The sequence below is a fragment of the Chromatiales bacterium genome (assembly GCA_024234935.1).
In the GTDB taxonomy this organism is placed as follows: Bacteria; Pseudomonadota; Gammaproteobacteria; order Steroidobacterales.
On record JACKNI010000002.1, the window covers coordinates 127366 to 147352 of the forward strand.

Annotated in this window: 16 protein-coding genes; 10 read left to right on the forward strand and 6 right to left on the reverse strand. The window is 63.7% G+C overall.

Annotation, left to right across the window (positions count from 1 at the left end; all coding sequences use genetic code 11):
- Window positions 1–64 precede the first annotated feature (64 nt).
- From H6979_05960 to cadA, 8 genes are all read left to right on the forward strand, one after another.
- Window positions 65–2134, forward strand: coding sequence for a pyrroloquinoline quinone-dependent dehydrogenase (locus H6979_05960; GenBank protein ID MCP5139381.1), 2070 nt, complete (start codon window positions 65–67; stop codon window positions 2132–2134).
- A gap of 38 nt (window positions 2135–2172) precedes the next feature.
- Window positions 2173–2517 (forward strand): hypothetical protein, encoded by a 345-nt coding sequence (locus tag H6979_05965; protein MCP5139382.1) that lies wholly within the window; start codon window positions 2173–2175, stop codon window positions 2515–2517.
- 151 nt (window positions 2518–2668) lie between these two features.
- On the forward strand, window positions 2669–3220 hold the full coding sequence (locus tag H6979_05970) for a sigma-70 family RNA polymerase sigma factor (GenBank protein MCP5139383.1): 552 nt from the start codon (window positions 2669–2671) through the stop codon (window positions 3218–3220).
- Window positions 3217–3483, forward strand: coding sequence for a hypothetical protein (locus H6979_05975; protein MCP5139384.1), 267 nt, complete (start codon window positions 3217–3219; stop codon window positions 3481–3483). Before H6979_05970 ends, H6979_05975 begins: the two co-directional genes overlap by 4 nt.
- A 40-nt stretch (window positions 3484–3523) precedes the next feature.
- The gene (locus H6979_05980) at window positions 3524–5581 is read left to right on the forward strand and encodes a M13 family metallopeptidase (protein MCP5139385.1); all 2058 of its coding nucleotides are present in this window, start codon (window positions 3524–3526) and stop codon (window positions 5579–5581) included.
- A 34-nt stretch (window positions 5582–5615) separates the two neighbouring features.
- The gene (locus H6979_05985) at window positions 5616–6572 is read left to right on the forward strand and encodes an alpha/beta hydrolase (protein ID MCP5139386.1); all 957 of its coding nucleotides are present in this window, start codon (window positions 5616–5618) and stop codon (window positions 6570–6572) included.
- Entirely contained in the window at window positions 6569–7402 is an 834-nt protein-coding gene (locus tag H6979_05990; protein ID MCP5139387.1) for a MerR family transcriptional regulator, read from the forward strand. Before H6979_05985 ends, H6979_05990 begins: the two co-directional genes overlap by 4 nt.
- Before the next feature lie 116 nt (window positions 7403–7518).
- On the forward strand, window positions 7519–9834 hold the full coding sequence (gene cadA / locus H6979_05995; GenBank protein MCP5139388.1) for a cadmium-translocating P-type ATPase: 2316 nt from the start codon (window positions 7519–7521) through the stop codon (window positions 9832–9834).
- 19 nt (window positions 9835–9853) lie between these two features.
- Here cadA and H6979_06000 read toward each other — a convergent pair whose 3' ends face one another.
- The 4 genes from H6979_06000 to aceB are packed head-to-tail and all read right to left on the reverse strand — an operon-like array spanning window position 9854 to window position 15760.
- Entirely contained in the window at window positions 9854–11062 is a 1209-nt protein-coding gene (locus tag H6979_06000; GenBank protein MCP5139389.1) for an MFS transporter, read from the reverse strand.
- A 40-nt stretch (window positions 11063–11102) separates the two neighbouring features.
- A complete protein-coding gene (aceK, locus tag H6979_06005; protein ID MCP5139390.1) occupies window positions 11103–12845 on the reverse strand; it encodes a bifunctional isocitrate dehydrogenase kinase/phosphatase in 1743 nt (580 codons plus the stop codon).
- Between the two features lie 35 nt (window positions 12846–12880).
- Window positions 12881–14170 (reverse strand): isocitrate lyase, encoded by a 1290-nt coding sequence (gene aceA / locus H6979_06010; protein MCP5139391.1) that lies wholly within the window; start codon window positions 14168–14170, stop codon window positions 12881–12883.
- A gap of 30 nt (window positions 14171–14200) precedes the next feature.
- Window positions 14201–15760 (reverse strand): malate synthase A, encoded by a 1560-nt coding sequence (gene aceB, locus H6979_06015; GenBank protein MCP5139392.1) that lies wholly within the window; start codon window positions 15758–15760, stop codon window positions 14201–14203.
- A 74-nt stretch (window positions 15761–15834) separates the two neighbouring features.
- Here aceB and H6979_06020 point away from each other — a divergent pair, with 74 nt between their 5' ends.
- The gene (locus H6979_06020) at window positions 15835–17409 is read left to right on the forward strand and encodes a DUF3612 domain-containing protein (GenBank protein MCP5139393.1); all 1575 of its coding nucleotides are present in this window, start codon (window positions 15835–15837) and stop codon (window positions 17407–17409) included.
- Window positions 17410–17436: 27 nt separating this feature from the next.
- Here H6979_06020 and H6979_06025 read toward each other — a convergent pair whose 3' ends face one another.
- Window positions 17437–17901, reverse strand: a complete 465-nt coding sequence (locus tag H6979_06025) for an EVE domain-containing protein (GenBank protein MCP5139394.1) — start codon at window positions 17899–17901, stop codon at window positions 17437–17439.
- An 80-nt stretch (window positions 17902–17981) separates the two neighbouring features.
- On the opposite strand from H6979_06025, the gene H6979_06030 reads away from it, so the two are divergent.
- A complete protein-coding gene (locus tag H6979_06030; protein MCP5139395.1) occupies window positions 17982–18590 on the forward strand; it encodes a hypothetical protein in 609 nt (202 codons plus the stop codon).
- Here H6979_06030 and H6979_06035 read toward each other — a convergent pair.
- Window positions 18580–19971, reverse strand: coding sequence for an MFS transporter (locus H6979_06035; GenBank protein ID MCP5139396.1), 1392 nt, complete (start codon window positions 19969–19971; stop codon window positions 18580–18582). The two genes, H6979_06030 and H6979_06035, sit on opposite strands and share 11 nt — an antisense overlap.
- Window positions 19972–19987: the final 16 nt, after the last annotated feature.

A 19987-nucleotide genomic window follows, 5' to 3' on the forward strand; every position in this document is an offset into this window, starting at 1 on the left:
TTGCTGTTAGGCTAGCCATCAACCCGGTGGAAAAGCCCAAATGGCGATGATCGGCAGGCAATTCATGGTCCGTCGGCTACTGCAGGCCTGGCTGGTGGTGATCGCCATTGGCCTCCCGCCAGCGATGCTGCTCGCCGACGATGCCGTCCCGGCAGGCAGCGACTGGCTCCATGTGGGCGGCGATTCCGGGGGCTCGCGCTACTCGCCGCTCGAGCAGATCAATCACAAGAACGTCTGGCGTCTGGAGCGGGCGTGGACCTGGCGGCACGGCGACCTGGAACGAGTCCCGGAGCAGAGGGAATTTGCCGGTTTCAATACGACACCGATCCTGCTGCCGGCTGATGCCGGTGGTGCGCTGGTGCTTTGTACGCCGTTCAACCGGCTGGTCGCACTCGATCCGGCAAGCGGCAAGGAGCGATGGAGCTTTGACCCGAAGATCGGTTTCGGCAAGACGCCGGCGCGGCTCGGGTGCCTCGGCGTCAGCTACTGGCGCGACCCAAAAGCCCGGCCAGCAGCGGCCTGCACTTACCGGGTTTTTGCCGGCACCAGTGACCGGCGCCTGCTGGCGGTCGATGCGATCACGGGCGCGCCCTGTTCCGGATTCGGCAGCAACGGACAGGTAGACGTCAATCCGCTGTTCGCTGCCAGCGCGCTGGCGCCGGCCGATCCCTGGGACGTGCAATTTTCGGCGCCACCCGTGCTGGTCAACGACGTACTCGTCATCGGCCATGTCGACAACAGGAAAAACCTCGCTGCCGGCGCGCCGAGCGGCGAGATCCGGGCCTTCGACGCCCGCAGCGGTGCCTTTCTCTGGAGTTTCGATCCGGTACCGCACAACCCTGAAGATCCCCAGGCCAGAAACTGGACCGCGGAAAGCCTCGCGAACACCGGCGGCGGCAACGCCTGGGGCCAGCTGTCAGTCGACGAGAAGCGCGATCTGGTCTTCGTGCCGACCTCGAGCGCATCGCCGGACTGGTTCGGCGGCGCACGGCCAGGCGACAACCGCTATGCAAACTCGCTGGTCGCCCTGCGCGGCAGTACCGGCAAGGTCGTGTGGCATTTCCAGACCGTACATCACGATGTCTGGAACCGGGACACGCCAGCGCAGCCCATGCTGGTGGATATCAGGAAGGACGGGCGGCGCATCCCGGCCGTCGTCATCCTCACCAGGCAGTCGCTCGTGTTTGTGCTGAACCGCGAGACCGGCGTACCGCTGTTTCCGGTCGAAGAGCGCCCGGTACCGACTGCTGGCGTCGCGGGCGAACTGCTGTCGAAGACCCAGCCGTTTCCGCTCAAGCCGCCACCGCTGATGAAAACGCAGCTCGGCCCGGATGATGCGTGGGGACTGACTTTCTGGGACCAGAACCGGTGCCGCGAGCTGATCGCCGGCGCGGGCCATGGCGACCTCTACACGCCGCCGGACGACAAGGGCTGGATCATGTTTCCCGGTCCGGCCGGTGGCATGAACTGGGGTGGTGGGGCCTTCGACCCGAAGCAAAATCTGCTGGTCACGAATCTTGCACAGATCGGCATGTACCTGAAGTTGCTGCCGCGTACCGAGGTGACGCCGGCAGAAGATGCCGATCCGCGGCGCGGCACACCGACGGGGCCACCCGGAAGCATTCAGGGCACACCCTGGGCCATCGAGCAGCATGCTTTGCTCGGCCCAAGCGGATTGCCGTGTACCAGCCCGCCCTGGTCGACACTGGTGGGCGTGGATCTCGCGGCAGGAGAGATCCGCTGGAGCGTGCCGCTCGGCACCATCAGCACACGCACATCGCTCCGCTTGCCGCCATTCAAGTGGGGCGGAGCGGTGGCAGGCGGCCCGATCGTGACCGCCGGCGGCATCACGCTGGTAGGCTCCACGGCAGACGCAAAGCTGCGCGCCTTTGACACGGAAACCGGACATGAACTCTGGTCGGTGGCACTGCCGAGCCCGGCACACGCCAATCCGATGACCTATGCTGTCAACGGTCGGCAGTATGTCGTGGTTGCTGCTGGTGGCGACGCGCTGGTCAGCCCGGAGACCATCGATGACTACCTCGTGGCCTATGCGCTGCCCGATGAATACCTCAAGCGGCAACCACAGGCTGGCGCTCCGGCGCTGGATTCCGGGCCAGCCAGCGTGCCATGATCTGGACACCCCATCATCCTGACCACATGGAGAACTCTATGAAGTCGAAGCTGATCGCAACTGTTGCGTTGCTGGCGATTGCCCCTCTTGCTGCCTTTGCGGCCGACGGCCCGGGCCACTGCAACTACACGCAGAAGAACATGTTCGCCGGCCCCTTCAAGGTGTGTGATATGCCCGCATCGGCGGACAAGTGCACCGAGCTCGGCAAGACCGACGACAACAGCGACGCTGCCCACGGCGACGGTGCCTGCCCGGATGCGGGCCGCGTCGGCATCTGCGACATGGGCGACAACGGCCTGCGTATCTACTATGACGGCGATCCGGACGGCCTGGAGATCGGCTGCGGTTTCCAGGGCGGCGAGTGGAAGACCACTGCCAAGTAAGTCCGCTTTGCAGGGCTTGATGACCGGGGCCGGATCCAGATGGATCCGGCCCTTTTTATTGGCCCGCCCGGCCACTGTATGATCGCGCTCATCTGGTCAGCCCGCCACGTCCACCCGGAATAAGCGCAACAGTTTGACGACACAGCCATCCATACTCGAGCGAATCGCTGCCGGCGACAGCAGCGCAGTCAACGAATGCGTTGACCGTTACGGCAATCTGCTCTGGTCCCTGGCCCGGCGCTATCTGCGCAACACAAGTGATGCAGAGGATGCTGTGCAGGATGTGTTCATCGAGATCTGGCGCAGCTGTGCGCGATTTGATCCAGGCGTCGCCAGCGAAACCACTTTCATCTCCACCATTGCGCGCCGCCGCTTCATCGACCGGCTCCGCCAGTCCGGCCGGACCCCGGCGATGGACTCCCTGGATGATGAAGAAGGCGCACCAGTCGATCCGGGGGTCGCGGCCACGGTCGAGGACGATACCGAGGTCGCCATTGTCGCCAGGGTGCTGGCCGACATGGATCCGGAGCACCGGAAGATCCTCGGCATGTCCCTGTACGAGGGCTACAGCCACAGCGAGATCGCCGAGCAGCTGGGCATACCGCTCGGCACCGTGAAGACCCGCGTGCGCCGAGGGCTCATCCACATTCGAGAGCAACTGCAGATCGCGGTCGGCGATACGGCCGGGGAGTCGCCCGAATGAGCCGCATGCACACCGATCGACTGCAGGAACTGCTGGCCGACGAAGCGCTTGCCGCACTCGATGCAAAACGCAGCGCTGAACTCGCGATGCTGCTCAGCGACTGTCCCGCCGCAGAACGCGATGCGCTGATGCAGACCGCTGCCCTGACACAACTCGCGTTTCTGCACCGCGACCGCTCGGCCCTGCAGGCCATGCCGGAGCGCCTCAAGGCCAGACTGCTCGGCGCGGCGCAGGCACAGCGATTCCCGGCCAAGCCGGGCTGAGAGGCTCGCAGTTCGCGACGCTCCGCACTATCCTCGCGACATGCGTCAACTCAGCATCCTTGCCCTCGCCCTTCTCCTGCTCGCCTGCGACGGCCCCCGAACACCACCTGTCCCCGACGCGCCACCGCCACCTGAGGCAGATATCCCCGCAGGCCCCGGCTTCGACCCGGCAGATCTGGATACGAACATCCGCCCGCAGGATGATTTCTGGCACTACGTAAACGGCAAGTGGCTGGCACGAACTGACATTCCGGCCGACTGGTCCGGTTATGGAACCTTCCAGATGCTGGCGGAGCGCACCGAGAAACAGCTGCACGCGCTGATCAGCACAGACGCAAAGTCTGCCGCACCGGCTGGTACCGGCGCGCAGAAGATCGGCGACCTGTATACGAGCTTCATGGACGAACGCCGGCTCGAAACGCTGGGCCTTAAGCCGCTGGCGGCAGACCTCGCGGCAATCGCGAATCTCCGCACGCATGAAGATGTGATTGCCTGGATGGGCAGCGCGCTGGCTGCCGGCATACAGGTGCCGATCGAGTTCTACGTGGATGCTGACGCCAGCAATCCGGACCGGAACCTGGCCTATATCTGGCAGGGCGGTCTGGGCCTGCCCGACCGCGACTACTATCTGGCGGATACGGCCGAACTGGCCGACACGCGCAAAGCCTATGCCGCGCACATCGGCCGGATGTTCGGTCTCGCCGGCTGGCAAGATGCGAACGCGCCGGACACCATCATGGCGATCGAGACACGCATCGCCCGCAAGCACTGGACCGCGGTACAGAACCGTGACGACGAAAAGATCTACGCCAACCAGGTCAACTTCGCCCAGGCTGCACGGCAGTCGCCCGGCTTCGACTGGCCACGCTTTTTCAAGGCGGCGCAGCTCGATCCGCCAAACCGCTTTGTCATCGCACAGACGGACTACTTTGCGGCCCTCGGCCGGATCATCCGCGAAACACCGGTGCGTGACTGGCAGACCTGGCTGCGCTTCAAGGTCCTGAAAAGCCATGCGCCGTATCTGACAGCGGCGATCGTCGCCGAGGATTTCGACTTTGAGGGCCGGATTCTGCATGGCCAGCAGCAAAACAAGGCGCGCTGGAAACTCGGCGTGCGGCTGGTCAGCAGCGAACTGGGCGAGTTGCTCGGCAAGAGCTATAAGGACCGGTATTTCCCGCCGGAATCAAGGCAGCGTATCGAACGGATGGTCGCCGATCTGCGTACGGCCTTCCACGAATCCATCGGGCAGCTGGACTGGATGACACCGGGAACCCGTGCTGCCGCACAGGAAAAACTCGCGAAGTTCCGCAGCAAGATCGGCTACCCGGAGCACTGGCGGGATTATTCGGCACTGCATATCGCGGCCGATGACCTGATTGGCAACATCCGCCGCACGCGCGCCTTTGCCTGGCGTCATGAAGCCGACAAGCTCAACAGGCCGGTGGATCGCGACGAATGGTTCATGTCGCCGCAGACGGTCAACGCCTACTATCAGGCGACCGGCAACGAGATCGTGTTTCCGGCCGCCATCCTCCAGCCACCATTTTTTGATCCGGCCGCGGACGACGCCTGGAACTACGGCAGTATCGGCGCCACCATCGGTCATGAGTTCAGCCACGGCTTTGACGATCAGGGCCGCAAGTTCGATGGCGACGGGCGCTTGCGCGACTGGTGGACGGCTGCCGATGCGGCCCGCTACACGCAGCGTGCGCAGTTGCTCGTGGAGCAGTACAACGCCTTCCGGCCACTGCCGAATTTCAGCATCAACGGCGAGCTCACGCTGGGCGAAAACCTGGCTGATCTGGCCGGCCTGGTCATGGCATACCGCGCCTGGCAGAACTCGCTGCACGGCAAGGAGGCGCCGGTGATCGACGGCTTCAGCGGCGCACAGCGCTTCTTCTTCGGCTATGCGCTCAGCTTTCGCGGCAAGGACCGGCCCGAGAGCCTGCAGGCACAGTTGCTGAGCGACCCGCATTCACCGGACCAATACCGCGTAACCGGCACGCTGCAGAATATGCCGGCGTTCTACACCGCATTCGGCGTCACGGCGACTGACCGGATGTACATCGCACCCGAAAAGCGCGTGACGATCTGGTAGCTATACTGGCATCCGGAAACCGAGGCAGGCAAACATGATCTGGTTGAAACGCGTTCTTCTTGGCCTGGCCGGCCTGCTGTTTGCCGGATGGCTGGCGCTGGTGGTCTATGCCTACTGGCCAACCGGCATCACCGAGGTGCCGGCCCGCTCGCTGGCCGATCCCGACGACAAGTTTGTCAGCGTGGACGGCCTCGAACTCCGCTACCACACCTGGGGTGAACCGGGGCCAGGCAAACCGGCCGCCGTGCTGCTCCATGGCTTCGGCAATTCCCTGCAGAGTTTCCGCCTCCTCGCCCCCCTGCTCACCACACACTATTACGTCGTTGCGGTAGACATGCCGGGCTATGGGCTTTCTGCAAAGCCGGCGGACTTTGATTATCGCAATCCGCATCAGGCGCAGATGATCAAGAATTTCATCCGCGCACTTGGACTTAAGAACGTCGTCATCGGTGGCCATTCGCTGGGCGGCGCCATCGCTTTCCGGGTTGCACTCGACAATCCCGATGTCATCGGCCTGGTCGTCATGAACCCCGGCATCATTTCCACCGGGGTACCACCGATTGCCCGCTACATCTTCTTTCCGATGCAGCGGATCCAGGCAAAGCTGTTCGGCGACCCGGAATTCCGCGCGAATTTCCTGCGCCGATCGTTCATCGATCCCTCCATCGTCACCGATGAAGTCGTGAGGAATCTCAGCCTGACCTCGCGGAGCGAGGGCTACATGTCCGGCATGACCAGCCTGATGGGCCAGTACAGCGATGCCGATGAGGTACCGATGCTGCCGCAACTCGAGGTGCCCTCGCTGATCGTCTGGGGTGCGCAGGACCGCGGCAAACCGGCCGGCGAATTCGAGCAGCTGCGTGCACTGCTGCCGAACAATACCGCCGTCCTCGTTGCAGGCTCCGGTCACTATGTGCAGGAAGAGGCGCCGGCTGAAACCGCCGAGGCGATGAATGCCTTCGTACAGCGGGTGATGCCGGCGACGCCATGACCGCGCGCAAGCCCGCTACGCCACCATCAGCGCCGCGGCGAAACCTGACCATCGGCGCGCTCGCCAAACGCGCTCGCGTGGCACCTTCGGTGCTTCGCTACTACGAGAAGGAGGGTCTGCTCAGGCCGGGGCAACGAACCGCCGCTGGCTACCGGCTGTACGGGCCGGAAGCCGAACGCACCCTGCTGTTCATCAACCGCGCCAAACGCCTCGGCTTTTCGCTGGATGATATCCGGCAGTTTCTGGCAGCCGAACAGCCGGAACAGAAACCGCGCCAGAGAACGGCCGGCAAGAGCAAAGGGGCGCGGGACAGCGATGTAACGAGAATTGCCGAGGACCGATTTCTTGAAATCGAGCGCCGGCTCACCGAACTGCTGGTGCTCCGGCATGAACTCGAGGTATTCCTCCGCGAGATGTCCGGCCAGCTGCCGGCAGCCGACGGTGCGCGGGACCTCTACCGGCGACTGGTAGACCAGGTCTGCGGCCACAAGAGCACGCCGCGGACAGAAGCCGCTTCGCTGCGCTCGTTGATGAAACGCATGGGCTGTGCACTCGCCAGCTGGGATCGCGGCGACGTGCTGGAGGTCTTGCGTGGCCGGCACATCCACGTCTGGCGCGAGACCGACGGCTACAGCGTCCTGATCCCGGGCGACGATGCGCGGATCGGCGTTGCGCTCCGGCAGATCGCCGCCTCCGAAGCGGGCTGCACTGCACATACGGAACCCGAGGTGGAACATACCGCCGAAGGCCATGTTTTCTCCGCCCACGGTGACAACGCCTTCCTGTTTGCGCAGTTCTTCCTGGCTCTCGAGCACCGCTCCGCCCCTTGATGCCGGCTCCCTGAGCCCGGCCGCCCTGACCCCGCCCCTTGACCCTCAAGCTGCCTTTAAGGTCGATCATTGGGCCTGCAACCCGGATTTGCCGGGCTGGCGAGGACTTTTCTGCAATGAACACGACTGCAGCGCCCAACGGACCCGGCCTGCGCCTGAAGATCGGCGGGATGGACTGTGGCAGTTGTGCCCTGACCCTCGAACAGGCACTGCGCACCTTGCCTGGTATCACGGCTGTCAACGTCAACTTCACGACCGAGACGCTGGAAGCCAGCGGCTCGGCGCCGCGCGAGGCCGTCGAGGCGAAGATCCGCAGCCTGGGCTACCACATCATCGAAGGTACGGAACCAAGGCAGGCGCCGCGGCCCGAACTTCGCGGACTCAACGGCTTTCTGCGTTTCCTGGTCTCCGAACGGCGGACGAAGATCGCGCTGGTGGTCACTGCCCTGCTCGTGGCTGTGGTGCTGGCCGACCTGTTGACCGGCACGGACCTTGCGGATGTCGCCCTGCTGATTACCGTGGCCATCATCGGTGCGCCGATCCTGGGGAAAGGCCTGCGCTCACTGCTGATCGCCAGACACGTCACCATCGATCTGCTGATGGGCGTCGCCTCGGTCGGCGCCTTCGCCATCGGCGAGACCGGCGAAGCGGCAGCGGTGGTACTGCTGTTCACGCTCGGCGAAGCGCTCGAAGCCTACAGCGCGGAGCGCTCACGGGATGCACTGCGCAGCCTGCTGTCGCTGCAGCCGGATGAAACCACCGTCCTGGAACCGCACCATGGCGACCATGGTCCGCCCGCGGCCAAGGCCGGACACCAGCATGGCGCCGACTGCAACCACGACGATCATGGCCAAAGGAAGCACGAGCCCGCCGTGCACTACCACCAGCGTCGCCATCCCACCTCGTCGGTGGCAGTGGGCGCGCGCATCCTGGTGAAGCCGGGCGAACGGATTCCGCTGGATGGCCAGATCATCGACGGCAGTTCGAGCGTCAACCAGGCTGCTGTCACCGGCGAAAGCATGCCGGTAGACCGTACTGTCGGCGATGAAGTCCTGGCCGGCACGGTCAATGGTTCAGGCGCGCTGACCATCAACGTGCTGCGCGTGGCGGGAGATTCAACCGTCGCACGAATCGCCAGCATGGTGGAAAAGGCGCTGGCCGAACGCACGCCTGCAGAACGCTTCATCGACCGCTTCGCGCGCTGGTACACGCCGCTGGTCTGCGCGCTGGCCGCCCTGATCGTCGCCATTCCGGTGCTCGTTTTCGGACAGCCGTTTCTCGATCTGCCGGATGGCACACATGGCTGGCTCTATCGCGGACTCGCCATGCTGATCATCGCCTGCCCCTGCGCGCTCATCATCAGCACGCCGGTCACGGTCGTCAGCGCCCTCACCCGGCTTGCGCAGCTCGGCGTGCTGGTTAAAGGCGGCGCCCAGCTCGACCGCATGGCCAGCGTCCACATCATCGCCTTCGACAAGACCGGTACGCTGACCGCCGGCCAGCCCGCGGTAACCAGCATCCTCGGTCGCGACTGCCGGCATGAGGCGATTGCGGCCAACGACTGCAACATCTGCGAGGATGTGGTTGCGATTGCCGCCGCCGTCGAACAGGCCTCCGAGCATCCGCTTGCCCAGGCGGTCGTCGCCTCGGCGCAGTCCAGGGGCGTGTCTGGTCGCTTCCCTCAGGCGACAGGCATCACGGCACACGTCGGCCGCGGTGTCTCCGGTGATGTCGCCGGTGAACGTGTTTCGGTCGGCACGCACGAACTTTTCGCGCACGGCAAGAACTGTGCCGAAGCCATCTGCGGCAGCGCTGCGGCCCTGCAGTCATCCGGCAAGACCGTGATGCTCGTCGGGCGCGGCAACGGCATGCTCGGCTTCATCGGCGTGGAGGATCAGCCGCGTGCGGAAAGCCGGGGCGCGCTGGCTGAACTGCATGCGATGGATTCACGCATGAAGACGGTCATGCTGACCGGCGATCATCGCAACGTCGCTGAATCCGTCGCCAGCCAGATCGGCGGACTGGACGAGATCCGGGCCGGTCTCCTGCCGGAAGACAAGCTGGGCGTAATCCGTCAGCTGCAAGCCGGCGGTACCGTGGCGATGATCGGTGATGGCATCAACGATGCGCCAGCACTCGCGCAGGCCGATATCGGCATCGCGATGGGCGGTGGCGGTACGGCGCAGGCCATGGAAACCGCCGATGTCGTGCTGATGCAGGACGATCTGCGCAGCGTTCCGCTGGTGCTGCGCGTCAGCCGGCAGACCCGCAGGGTCGTACAGCAGAACATCACACTGAGTCTGGTATTGAAGGTGGCCGTGCTGGGACTCGCTATTCCCGGCATCGCCAGCCTGTGGCTTGCCGTGCTGGCCGACGTGGGTGCAACACTGATCGTCACGCTGAACGGTATGCGGCTGCTCCGGGCGCGCTGAGACAGTACAGGCCCGGCCGTCAGGCCGGGCGGACCGGCTGTGGATCCGGCACCTTGATGAACATGAACCACAGCCAGACCAGCGCCGTCAGCAGCGCACCGCCGAGCATCGGTGCCGACGGCACGACGCTGTAGACCAGGCCGCACAGGATCGGACCGAAGATCATGCCGACGGTCGGGGCGGCGGAAAGCAGACCGGCCACCGCACCCTGCTCAGCCGTCGTCACGCTGAGACTGCCGGCTGCGTTCAGCGCCGGGGCGCAAAAGCCGAAACTGAAGCCAAACAGCGCGTAGCCCAGGTACAAGGCCATGACGCCCGGACCCCAGGCGATGATCAGCAGGGCCACGACCATGACACCAAAACCGATCTTCAGCATCGTTGCCGGCGTCGCCTTCCAGCGCTGCAGCACGACTGCCTGCACGAACACCGTCACGAAGGCCATCGCGAGCAACGCCACCATCATCGTGTGCTGGATGTCGACTGTTTCGGTCAGGCCGAAGCGGTCGGCGATGAAGCCCGAAGTAATGGTCTGGATGCCGGTAAAAACACCGAAGACCACGAACCAGCCCACCAGGTAAGGCAGGATGCGCGGATCAAGGATGCGCAGCTTCGCCGTCGGTCCGCTCCGCACATGGCGCACCGGTTCGCGGAGACCGACATATGCCCAAACCCCCGCAGCTGCGGCCAGCATGGCGGCTGCGTACATCGGAAAGACCGGGCTGACGAACACCAGCGCGCCACCGAATGCCGGACCGAGGATCGTGCCCAGACCACCCGACATGCCGACCAGCGCCATGCCCTGGGCACGCGAACTCTCGTCGGTGGTATCGGCGATGTACGCGGTAGCCGCCGGGCTGACACCACCGACGACGATGCCATAGGCCATGCGCAGGGCCAGCAGCAGAACGAACAGTGGCCCGGCCGATATCCAGCCCCACAGTCCCGCCTGCACACCGAGCGCGAGCGCTGCGTAACCCAGCGTATAGCCGGCAAGCCCGATCAGGTAAACGGTGCGCCGGCCCATCGACTGGCTGGCCGTACCCCAGCGCGGTGCGGAGAAAGCCAGCATGACGTTGGAGGCAGCGATGATGAAACCGAGTTGCCACTCCTCTATGCCGAGCCGACGTGTCAGCGGCGCAAAGATGACAAACAGCAGGGACTGGCCCATTCCATAGGTAATGAGGCCGACCAGCAGGATCAGACGATCCCGCGGCAGGGAAGCAGCCACGGAAGAACTCCTGTAATTCTCTTGATCTGACGAAGCGGGGTCAGGGGGTGGCTAGGATATGCGAAATCTGCCGTCGCTGGTACGGCACGACCTCGAGATGTGCCTCCGCGGCATGTGCCGACCTGATCTGTCGCCAGTAATCCGCATCGAGCAGGGCCGCGTGATATTTGAGAAATTCATCGCGCAACTCACCGCGCAGGCCCAGGAATTCGATGAACTGCTCGGGGAATACATCGTCAGGACCCACATAAAACCACGGCTCCGCGCGCATCTCCTCATCGTTGTCACGCGCGGCCGGCAGATCGCGAAACCTGCATTCCGTCACCAGGCACAGCTCGTCATAGTCGTAGAAGATCACCCGGCCGTGGCGCGATACGCCGAAGTTCTTCAGCAGCAGGTCACCGGGAAAGACATTGCTCAATGCCAGGTCACGAATCGCCTGGCCGTAGTCGCGAATCGCCCGGCGCGCTGCCGCCGGCTCCGCTTCACGCAGATAGACATCAAGCGGCTTGAGGCGGCGCTCGACGTAGCAGAGGTCGATGATCAGATCATCACCATCCAGGCGACAGGTGTCGGCTGCCGAGTTCATCAGCTCGTCGAGCAGCTCCGGTGCAAAGCGCGCGCGCGGAAATCGCAAGCGCCGGAACTCCTGCGCGTCGACCAGACGTCCGACGCGGTCGTGACGGAATACAAAGCGGTACTTCTCCATCACCTCCGCACGTGATGTCGTCTTGGGCCAGTCAAAGCGGTCGCGGATGACCTTGAACACCAGGTCGCTGGAGTTGAGCGTAAAGACCACCATGACCATGCCGCGCACGCCTTCGGCATGCACGAACAGGTCGGTGGATGCAGCGAGGTGACGGAACAGCCTGCGGTAGCGCTCGGTCTTGCCCTGTTTCGCCCGGCCAAGCACCGCGTACAGCTCATCGACAGGCTTGCCCGGCATGATCGAGCACAGATAGCGCACGACTGCTTCGACCACGGCCAGGTCGACGTGGAAATAGGAGCGCGAGAAGCCGAACAGGGGGCGCAGCTCATAATCCGAAATCATCACCGTATCGGCCACGATGCCGGACTCGGGGTGGGCAAAGGCGATGACCAGCGGAAAAGTCCAGCCCTCACCGCTGACCCGGCCCACCACATACGCGCGGGTGGCCCGGTAAAACACCGGCTCAAGTACTTCAAGGCGCGCGAGCCCGGACGACAGCCCACGTACCGCCAGCACGCCCCGGATTTCTCCGTCTATGAATCGTGCCGAACGCGGTGCATCGTGCAGCTGCGCGGCCCATGGCAGGCCAGCCAGCAGGGATTCAAGACCCCGTACCAGCCCCTGCTGCAGACCGATTTCCCTGACTGGTGCCGCGCCCTGCGGGGGTTCATCGGCCTCGGTGACAAACTCCACCGCGGGATTCACGCCGATCGTCGCGAAGACCTTGCGCGTCAGGGAGTTGAAAAAAGTCGCGTAGAACTGGCGATCCGGCCGGTCGGCGGTCAGCCGGGAGAATTCCGTTCTCGCTGCATTCCAGGTGGCTTCTTCTGCGATGTGCCGGCCCAGCATGCCGACGAGCCCGGCCAGACACCGTTCCACACGATGATCGTAGAGTTCTATGCGCTCGACGGCATCGCGCTGGCCGAGCTGCCACTCGCGCATCTCGAAGCGCCGCTGTGCGCGCTGCGTGATGCTGCGAAAACTGTCGTTGTAATCCTCGAATGCCGTACAGATCGCTGCGGCGCTGCGGCCGGCCAGCGCTTGAACGGCAGCGTCGTGATTACTGCCGTCCATGGCCCTCATCCGGGGGGCCGCTGCGCACGGTGAGCTCAGTGTCCGGCGGCACGAAACTGCTCGGTTTCGGTACTGCCAGCCATCGCGGTAGTCGATGCACCACCACCGGAAATCACGGTCTGCACCGCATCGAAGTACCCGGTACCGACGAAGGCCTGGTGCCGTACGGCCCGGAATCCGTGTACTTCGTTGGCAAACTCGCGTTCCTGCATATCCGAGTAGGCATACATGCCATCCTGCCTGTAGGCCCTGGCCAGCTCGAACATCGACAGGTTGAGCGCATGCCAGCCGGCCAGCGTGATGAACTGGAAACGGTAACCCATCGCCGCGAGTTGCTCACGGAAGTCCCGCAGCCGCTCGACCGGAAGGTTGGCCCGCCAGTTGAAGGACGGCGAGCAGTTGTAGGCCAGCAGCTTGCCCGGAAATCTTGCATGGATCGCCTTGGCGAAGCGTTCGGCCTGGGCGAGATCCGGCTTCGAGGTCTCGCACCAGATCAGGTCCGCATAGGGCGCATAGGACAGCCCGCGGTCGATGGCCTGCTCGATGCCCGCCCGCGCCTCGAAGAATCCGTCTTCGGTACGGCCGCCCGTCAGGAAGCGCGCATCGCGGCTGTCGAAATCAGCCTGCAACAGGTTCGCCGCGTCGGCATCCGTTCGGGCCACCAGCACCGTCGGCACACCCATCACATCGGCCGCAAACCGTGCCGCCACCAGCTTGTTGATCGCATCCTGCGTCGGCACCAGCACCTTGCCACCCATATGGCCGCACTTCTTTGCCGAGGACAGCTGGTCTTCGAAGTGTACTGCGGCGGCGCCCGCGCGGATCAGGGACTTGGTCAGTTCAAAGGCATTCAGGTTGCCACCAAAACCGGCCTCGGCGTCGGCGATGATCGGCGCGAGCCAGTCGATGCGCTCGTCGTCCTGCATGTGATGAATCTGGTCGGTGCGCAGCAGTGCATTGTTGATGCGCTCGACCATCTTCGGCACCGAATCGACCGGATACAGGCTCTGATCGGGATACATCTCGCCGGCACTGTTGCCGTCACCCGCCACCTGCCAGCCCGAGCAGTAGATGGCCTTGAGCCCGGCCTGTATTTCCTCGACTGCCTGATTGCCGGTCATGGCTCCCAGCGCAGAAACGACGTTTTCAGTGTGCAGGAGCCGCCAGAACTTCTCGGCACCGAGCCGGGCCAGCGTGTGCTCGACCTGGACCGAACCCCGCAAGCGGACCACTTCCTCTGCGGAATAGGGCCGGGTGATGCCGGCCCAGCGCGGGCTGTCTGCCCAGTCGCGCCGGAGTTGGTCTGCATCGTTGCGCTTGGTCATGGCGAAATCCTCGAAAGGGTTGAACCGGTGTCAGGACAGTCTTGCGTAGGCTGGCAGGGTCAGGAATTCATCGAAGTCGGACGCGCCGATCATCGTGGTGAACATCTCCGCGGCGGTATCGAAGTGCCCCGCCTTGAAGCGGTCCGCACCGATTTCGCCGGCAATGACCTGCAGCTCTTCCTGCAGGGCCGTGTCGAATCGCTCAATGGTGACAGGCCGGCCATCGCTGGTATGCGCACCGTGTCGCAGCCACTGCCAGATCTGCGCACGGCAGATCTCGGCCGTGGCTGCGTCTTCCATCAGGTGATAGAGCGGCACACAGCCCTGCCCGCCGAGCCAGGCCTCGAGGTATTGCAGTCCGACCCGGATGTTGTGACGCAGTCCCTCATCGGTGATCGGCCCGTCCGGAACACGCAGCAGATCCGCGGCGGTCACCACGACATCTTCACGACTGACCTGCAACTGGTTCGGACCGGTCATGACCGTGGCAAACGCTTCGAGGGCAACCGCGGCGAGACCGGGATGGGCGATCCAGGTGCCATCGTGCCCTGCCCTGGCTTCACGCAACTTGTCGGCACGTACGCGGGCCATCGCCGCCTCGTTGGCGGCCGGATCGTTCTTCACCGGGATCTGCGCTGCCATGCCACCCATCGCATGCGCACCGCGACGATGGCAGGTACGGATCAGCAGATCGACATAGGACTTGAGAAAGTGGCGGTCCATCGTCACTGCACTGCGATCAGGCAGCACGAAATCAGGCCGGTTACGGAATTTCTTGATGAAACTGAAAATGTAATCCCATCGGCCACAGTTCAGTCCTGCGGAATGCTCACGCAGTTCAAAAAGGATTTCGTCCATCTCGAAGGCCGCGAGGATCGTCTCGATCAGCACGGTGGCCTTGATCGTGCCCTGCGGCATGCCCAGATGGTCCTGCGCGGCGACGAAGACATCGTTCCACAGCCGCGCCTCGAGGTGACTTTCCAGCTTGGGCAGGTAGAAATACGGTCCGGTGCCATGACGTGCCAGCGACTCATGATTGTTGGCGAGGTACACGCCGAAATCGAACAGCGAAGCCGATACCGGCTGACCGTCGATGCATACGTGTTTCTCGACCAGGTGCCAGCCGCGCGGCCGCACGATCAGCGTCGCGATCCTGTCATTGAGGCGATAGTGCTTCTGGCTGACGGGATCGACATGGCTGATGGTCCGATCGACGGCGTCCTTCAGGTTCTGCTGACCCTGAACGATGTTGTCCCAGGTCGGTGCGCAGGAATCCTCGCAATCGGCCATGAAGGCCAGCGCCGCGGAATTCAGCGCATTGATCATCATCTTGCGCTCGACGGGACCAGTGATCTCGACACGCCGGTCCTGCAGATCGGCAGGTACCGGGGCGATCCGCCAGTCCGCACCGCGTATGGCCGCCGTATCGGGCAGAAAATCCGGCATCGCGCCGGCATCGATGGCAGCCTGGCGCTTCCGGCGCGCGGCCAGCAGCTCCAGTCGACGCGGATTGAAGCGCTGCTGCAGTTCAGTGACAAGCCGCATGGCCTGCGGCGTGATGATGGGATCGGTGCGGCTTGCTGTATCCATGGCTGCAGCTTACGATGAACGCAGAGAGAAATTTCACATTGAAAATTTCACCGTGTAAATTTCACAACTGACTTATGTCCACACTGCTCAGAAAAAGCCACTTTCTCGGCGCCAAGTTCCGCACCCTGCGCAAGCGCAACGGGCTGACGCTGCAGGACCTGTCCGCCCGCTGCATCCAGCTCGATGCCGACCTCGCCCCGTCCGTTTCCTACCTGAGCATGATCGAGACCGGGCAGCGGATTCCGTCGCCCGGACTGCTGGAACTGCTGGCCTCGGTGTTCCAGAAAGACCCGCACTGGTTTCTCGACGAGAATCCGGAGATCGAGGCGACGCCACGGGAAAAGGTCAAGGGCGGCGCCGCAAGGATTCCGCTCGAGCCGGGTTTCCTCTTTTCCCGTGAATTGCTCGAAGCAGCCATTCCCGAACTGCTGGCGCAGACAGGGACAACCGGTCAGCAGTTTGCCCATCTGCTGATCCGCTCTTATCAGGAGATGGCGCAGAACGATTTTCCGGACCTGGAACGCTCGGCCGAGGAAGTCGGCGAGCGGCGCTTTCCGCTGACGGTCGATGACCTGCTGAGCCTGTGCAGGCGACACGGCGTAAAGGTCCACTGGTTCGACCGAAAGCCGCTGCTCGCGCGGGACAACGACCGCGAGGTGCGGAGCGTGATGCGTTCCTTCTATGAGGCGCCCGGTACCGTCTACGCCAACCGTGAACTTCAGAAGGATCCTGCCCGCCTGAAATTCGACCTTGCCTCCCATCTGGCGCACAGGATCCTGCACGGCGGAGACGGGCTGAAATCAGCGCACGCCACGGGCGGTGAGATGGGTGGCAGCCCGACCGGTACCGTGGAAAATACCGGCGGCATGAATGCCCAGGACGTCCTTTCCGCCTGGCGCGATTTCGAGTGCGGCTTCTTCGCGGGCGCGCTCTTGTGTCCCAAGCGGCCATTCCGCCGATTTCTCAGCCGTGAAAGCTACCGTGTCGAGGCCTGCAGCAAGCTGGAGCTGACGCCCGCGGTCATCATGCGGAGAATGACTGCCGTATCGCCGTACCGGCACTGGCATTTCTTCGATGCCTATCCGCCCGGTTATCTGCGCGCCGTATACCGCGGCAACGGTATCCCGCTGCCCTGGGGGAATTTCGCCATGGTCTCCGACCCATGCCCGCACTGGGCGGTGTTCCGGATGCTCGGCCGCGGCAAGACCTCGCAGCCCGCCTCGCAGATTTCCGTACTCATCGACGGTGAACGCGCACTCCTCTATTGCTGTCACTCGCTGCGCACCAGGGACATGGCCGGCAATCCGCATGTGCTGTCAGTGGGCATCGATCTCGCACCGGCCCTGGAATCACAGGGCTTCGACGCTGAAGCCATTGTCCAGAGCATCCATCAGGCCTGCCGGCGGCACAGCGGAACGGCGACAGTGCCGGCTACCACCGCTGCTGCAATCCGCACGGTGGGTCGAGTGCTCAATATTGGCTGGGTAGGCGAGGCGCTGGAGTCACCGGCCAGCGTGATCTGTCCGCGCAGCAATGCCTGCCCGCGCACGCCTGCCTGCAGTGCCACGGCACCGGCGACACGGACGACGGAAATCAGCGCAGTGCGTCAGCAGATACTCGACGAGAGCCGGCGCAAGAACACGACCTGACAGCGCCGCATTCAACAGCCGACCGGCTCATTTCTTCCGCCTGGCGAGACCGAGGATGAAGCGCCACTCGGCCGGCGTGACCGGCATGACTGACAGCCGATTGCCCCGGCGGAGCAATGCCAGGTCCGCAAGCGCCGCATGCCGGCGCAGCTCATCGAGCGTCAGGGCAGCAGAAAACTTCTGCTTGAAACGCATTTCCACTGAAAGCCAGACCGGCTTGTCGCGTTTCGCGCGCACATCGAAGTCGTCCGACCGCGGATCAAACTGCCCGGCATCGGGATGGGCCAGGCCCGACACGGTCATCACGCCGACGATTCCGGGCTGCGCGCAACTCGAGTGATAGAAGAAGGCCAGATCACCTGTACGGAATTCGTCGCGGAACATGTTGCGCACCTGGTAGTTGCGTACACCGGTCCAGTCCGTGCTGCCGTCCCGCTCCAGATCATCGATGCTGTACACCGAGGGTTCGGATTTCATCAGCCAGTAAGCCATCAATGCACCTCTGCCGCACAGCTACCATGGGTAGCGAAAAAGTATAGCCGCACCGATTGAGGCGCCTGCATGACACAGGCATGATCGCAGGAGGGGAACAGGGGCTCGTCATGCTGAACCGGTTGCAGGATCTGGTGATCCGGACGTCACGGAGCTGGTGGCTTTACCTTGGCGTGTTGATCGGCTTCGCCGGCTCCCTGCTGGCGCTGCTGCGGATCGGCGCGATGTTTCCGGCCCACGCCGCGGGCAACCAGCCCTTCGACCTGCAAAACGGGCTTGCAGCCGCCGAGGTCTACCCGCAAATCGCCACCTACACGGAGACAGCCCGCAATCTCTACCATGTCTTCACGCTGATCGACTATGCCTTCCCCTTCTTCGCCGGCCTGTTCATCGCCGCAACAGCGGCATTTGCGCTGCGCAACAGTCTGCCGAAATGGTATGCGATGCTGACAGCGCGGCAGCTGCTACCGGTGTTCATGCTGGGAACCGTATTCGACTGGCTGGAAAATATCGCCGCACTGGGCGCCATCAGCCTCTATCCGGCAGAAACTGCCTGGCTGCCGGTCCTGCTGGTGCTGGCCAAGAAACTGAAGCTCTTCTGTGTCATGACCGGGCAGGCCGCAATGCTGCTGTTGCTGGTCTACGCGGGAGGCAAATGGCTGACTTCGCGGTTTCGCCTCAGGCGCTGACGGCCGCGCTGTTGGCACGCTCCGCGGCGCGGTTCTTGAGACCGAGCGCCAACAGTGTCATCACGGCCATCACAGAGCCAATGGCAATAAAGCCCTGCTGGAAGCCCTGCGGATTGTCCGCCCCGTAGGACGCCGCAATTGCACCGACCAGTGCAGCACCGCTGAGCTGACCCATCGAGAGCATCACGCTCAGCAGTCCCTGCGCCGCACCACGCTGCTCGGCACCCGCCTCGTTGAGCACCACATAGCGCAGTGGCGCGCCCAGCAGAGCCGAGAGACCGAAGCCCGACAAGACCTGACCGAGCACGAAAAAGACCATGTTGGTACCAGCGATGCCGAACATGAAAAAGCCGACCGCAGCCAGCAGCAGACCCGCCTGCACGACGATCTTCGAGCCGATCCGGTCCAGCAGCCGTCCGGCCAGCGGCGAACCGATGACCAGCGCGATGACTGTCGGGATCATCCAGAAACTCGCCTGATGGGCCGTCATGCCCAGACCGGCGACTGCCAGTGAAGGCAAGAAGACGCCGCTGGTTTCTGCCATGCCGGTACCGATCGACAGCAGTCCCGCGATATTCATCTGCTTGGAACTGAACAGACGCGGCTGAAGCACCGGGTCTGCGGCACGCTTTTCAGCGCCCCAGAACAGCGGTACGAGTACCAGCGCAAACATGATGGCCCCGCCGACCAGCGGTTCGCCCATTCCCATCGCCGGCAGGCTCCGGTCAAGCCCGGTGATGCCCAGCGCAAGCGGGCCGAGTATCAGGCTCATCAGCAGCACGCCCTTGAAATCAAAGGGCTTGCGCTGTGCAGGCCGTGTCGCAGGCAACATGCGCGCCGCACTGATCATCAGGATCAGGCCGATCGGCAGATTGATCAGGAACAGCCAGTGCCAGGTACCGTACTTGAGTATGAAACCCGCCAGCACCGGCCCGATCAGAAATGCAATACCGAATACGGCACCGATCAGCCCCAGCGCACCACCACGCTTGTCCGGCGGGAAGGTATCGCCGATCACGGCGGCAGCAACCGGCAGGACTCCACCCGACCCCAACGCCTGTACGGCACGACCGAGGATCATCACCGGATAGCTGCGTGCGCTGGCAACGATCAGCGAACCGGAAACGAACAGGGCAACATCGAGGATGTAGATGCTGCGCCGGCCGAAGCGGTCAGAGAGCTTCGCCATGAGTGGCGTACTGATCAGGCTGACCAGCACATAGATATTGAAGATCCAGGCCATCCGCCGGCTGTCGACGGCAAACTCGGCCTGGATTGCCGGGAACGCCGGTCCGACGATGGCGATATCGAGGGCGCCCATCAGCACCCCGACAAACAGCAGCAGCAAGATCTTGTTACGTTGTTTTGCGTCGATGTTCATCGGATTTCCGGACCTG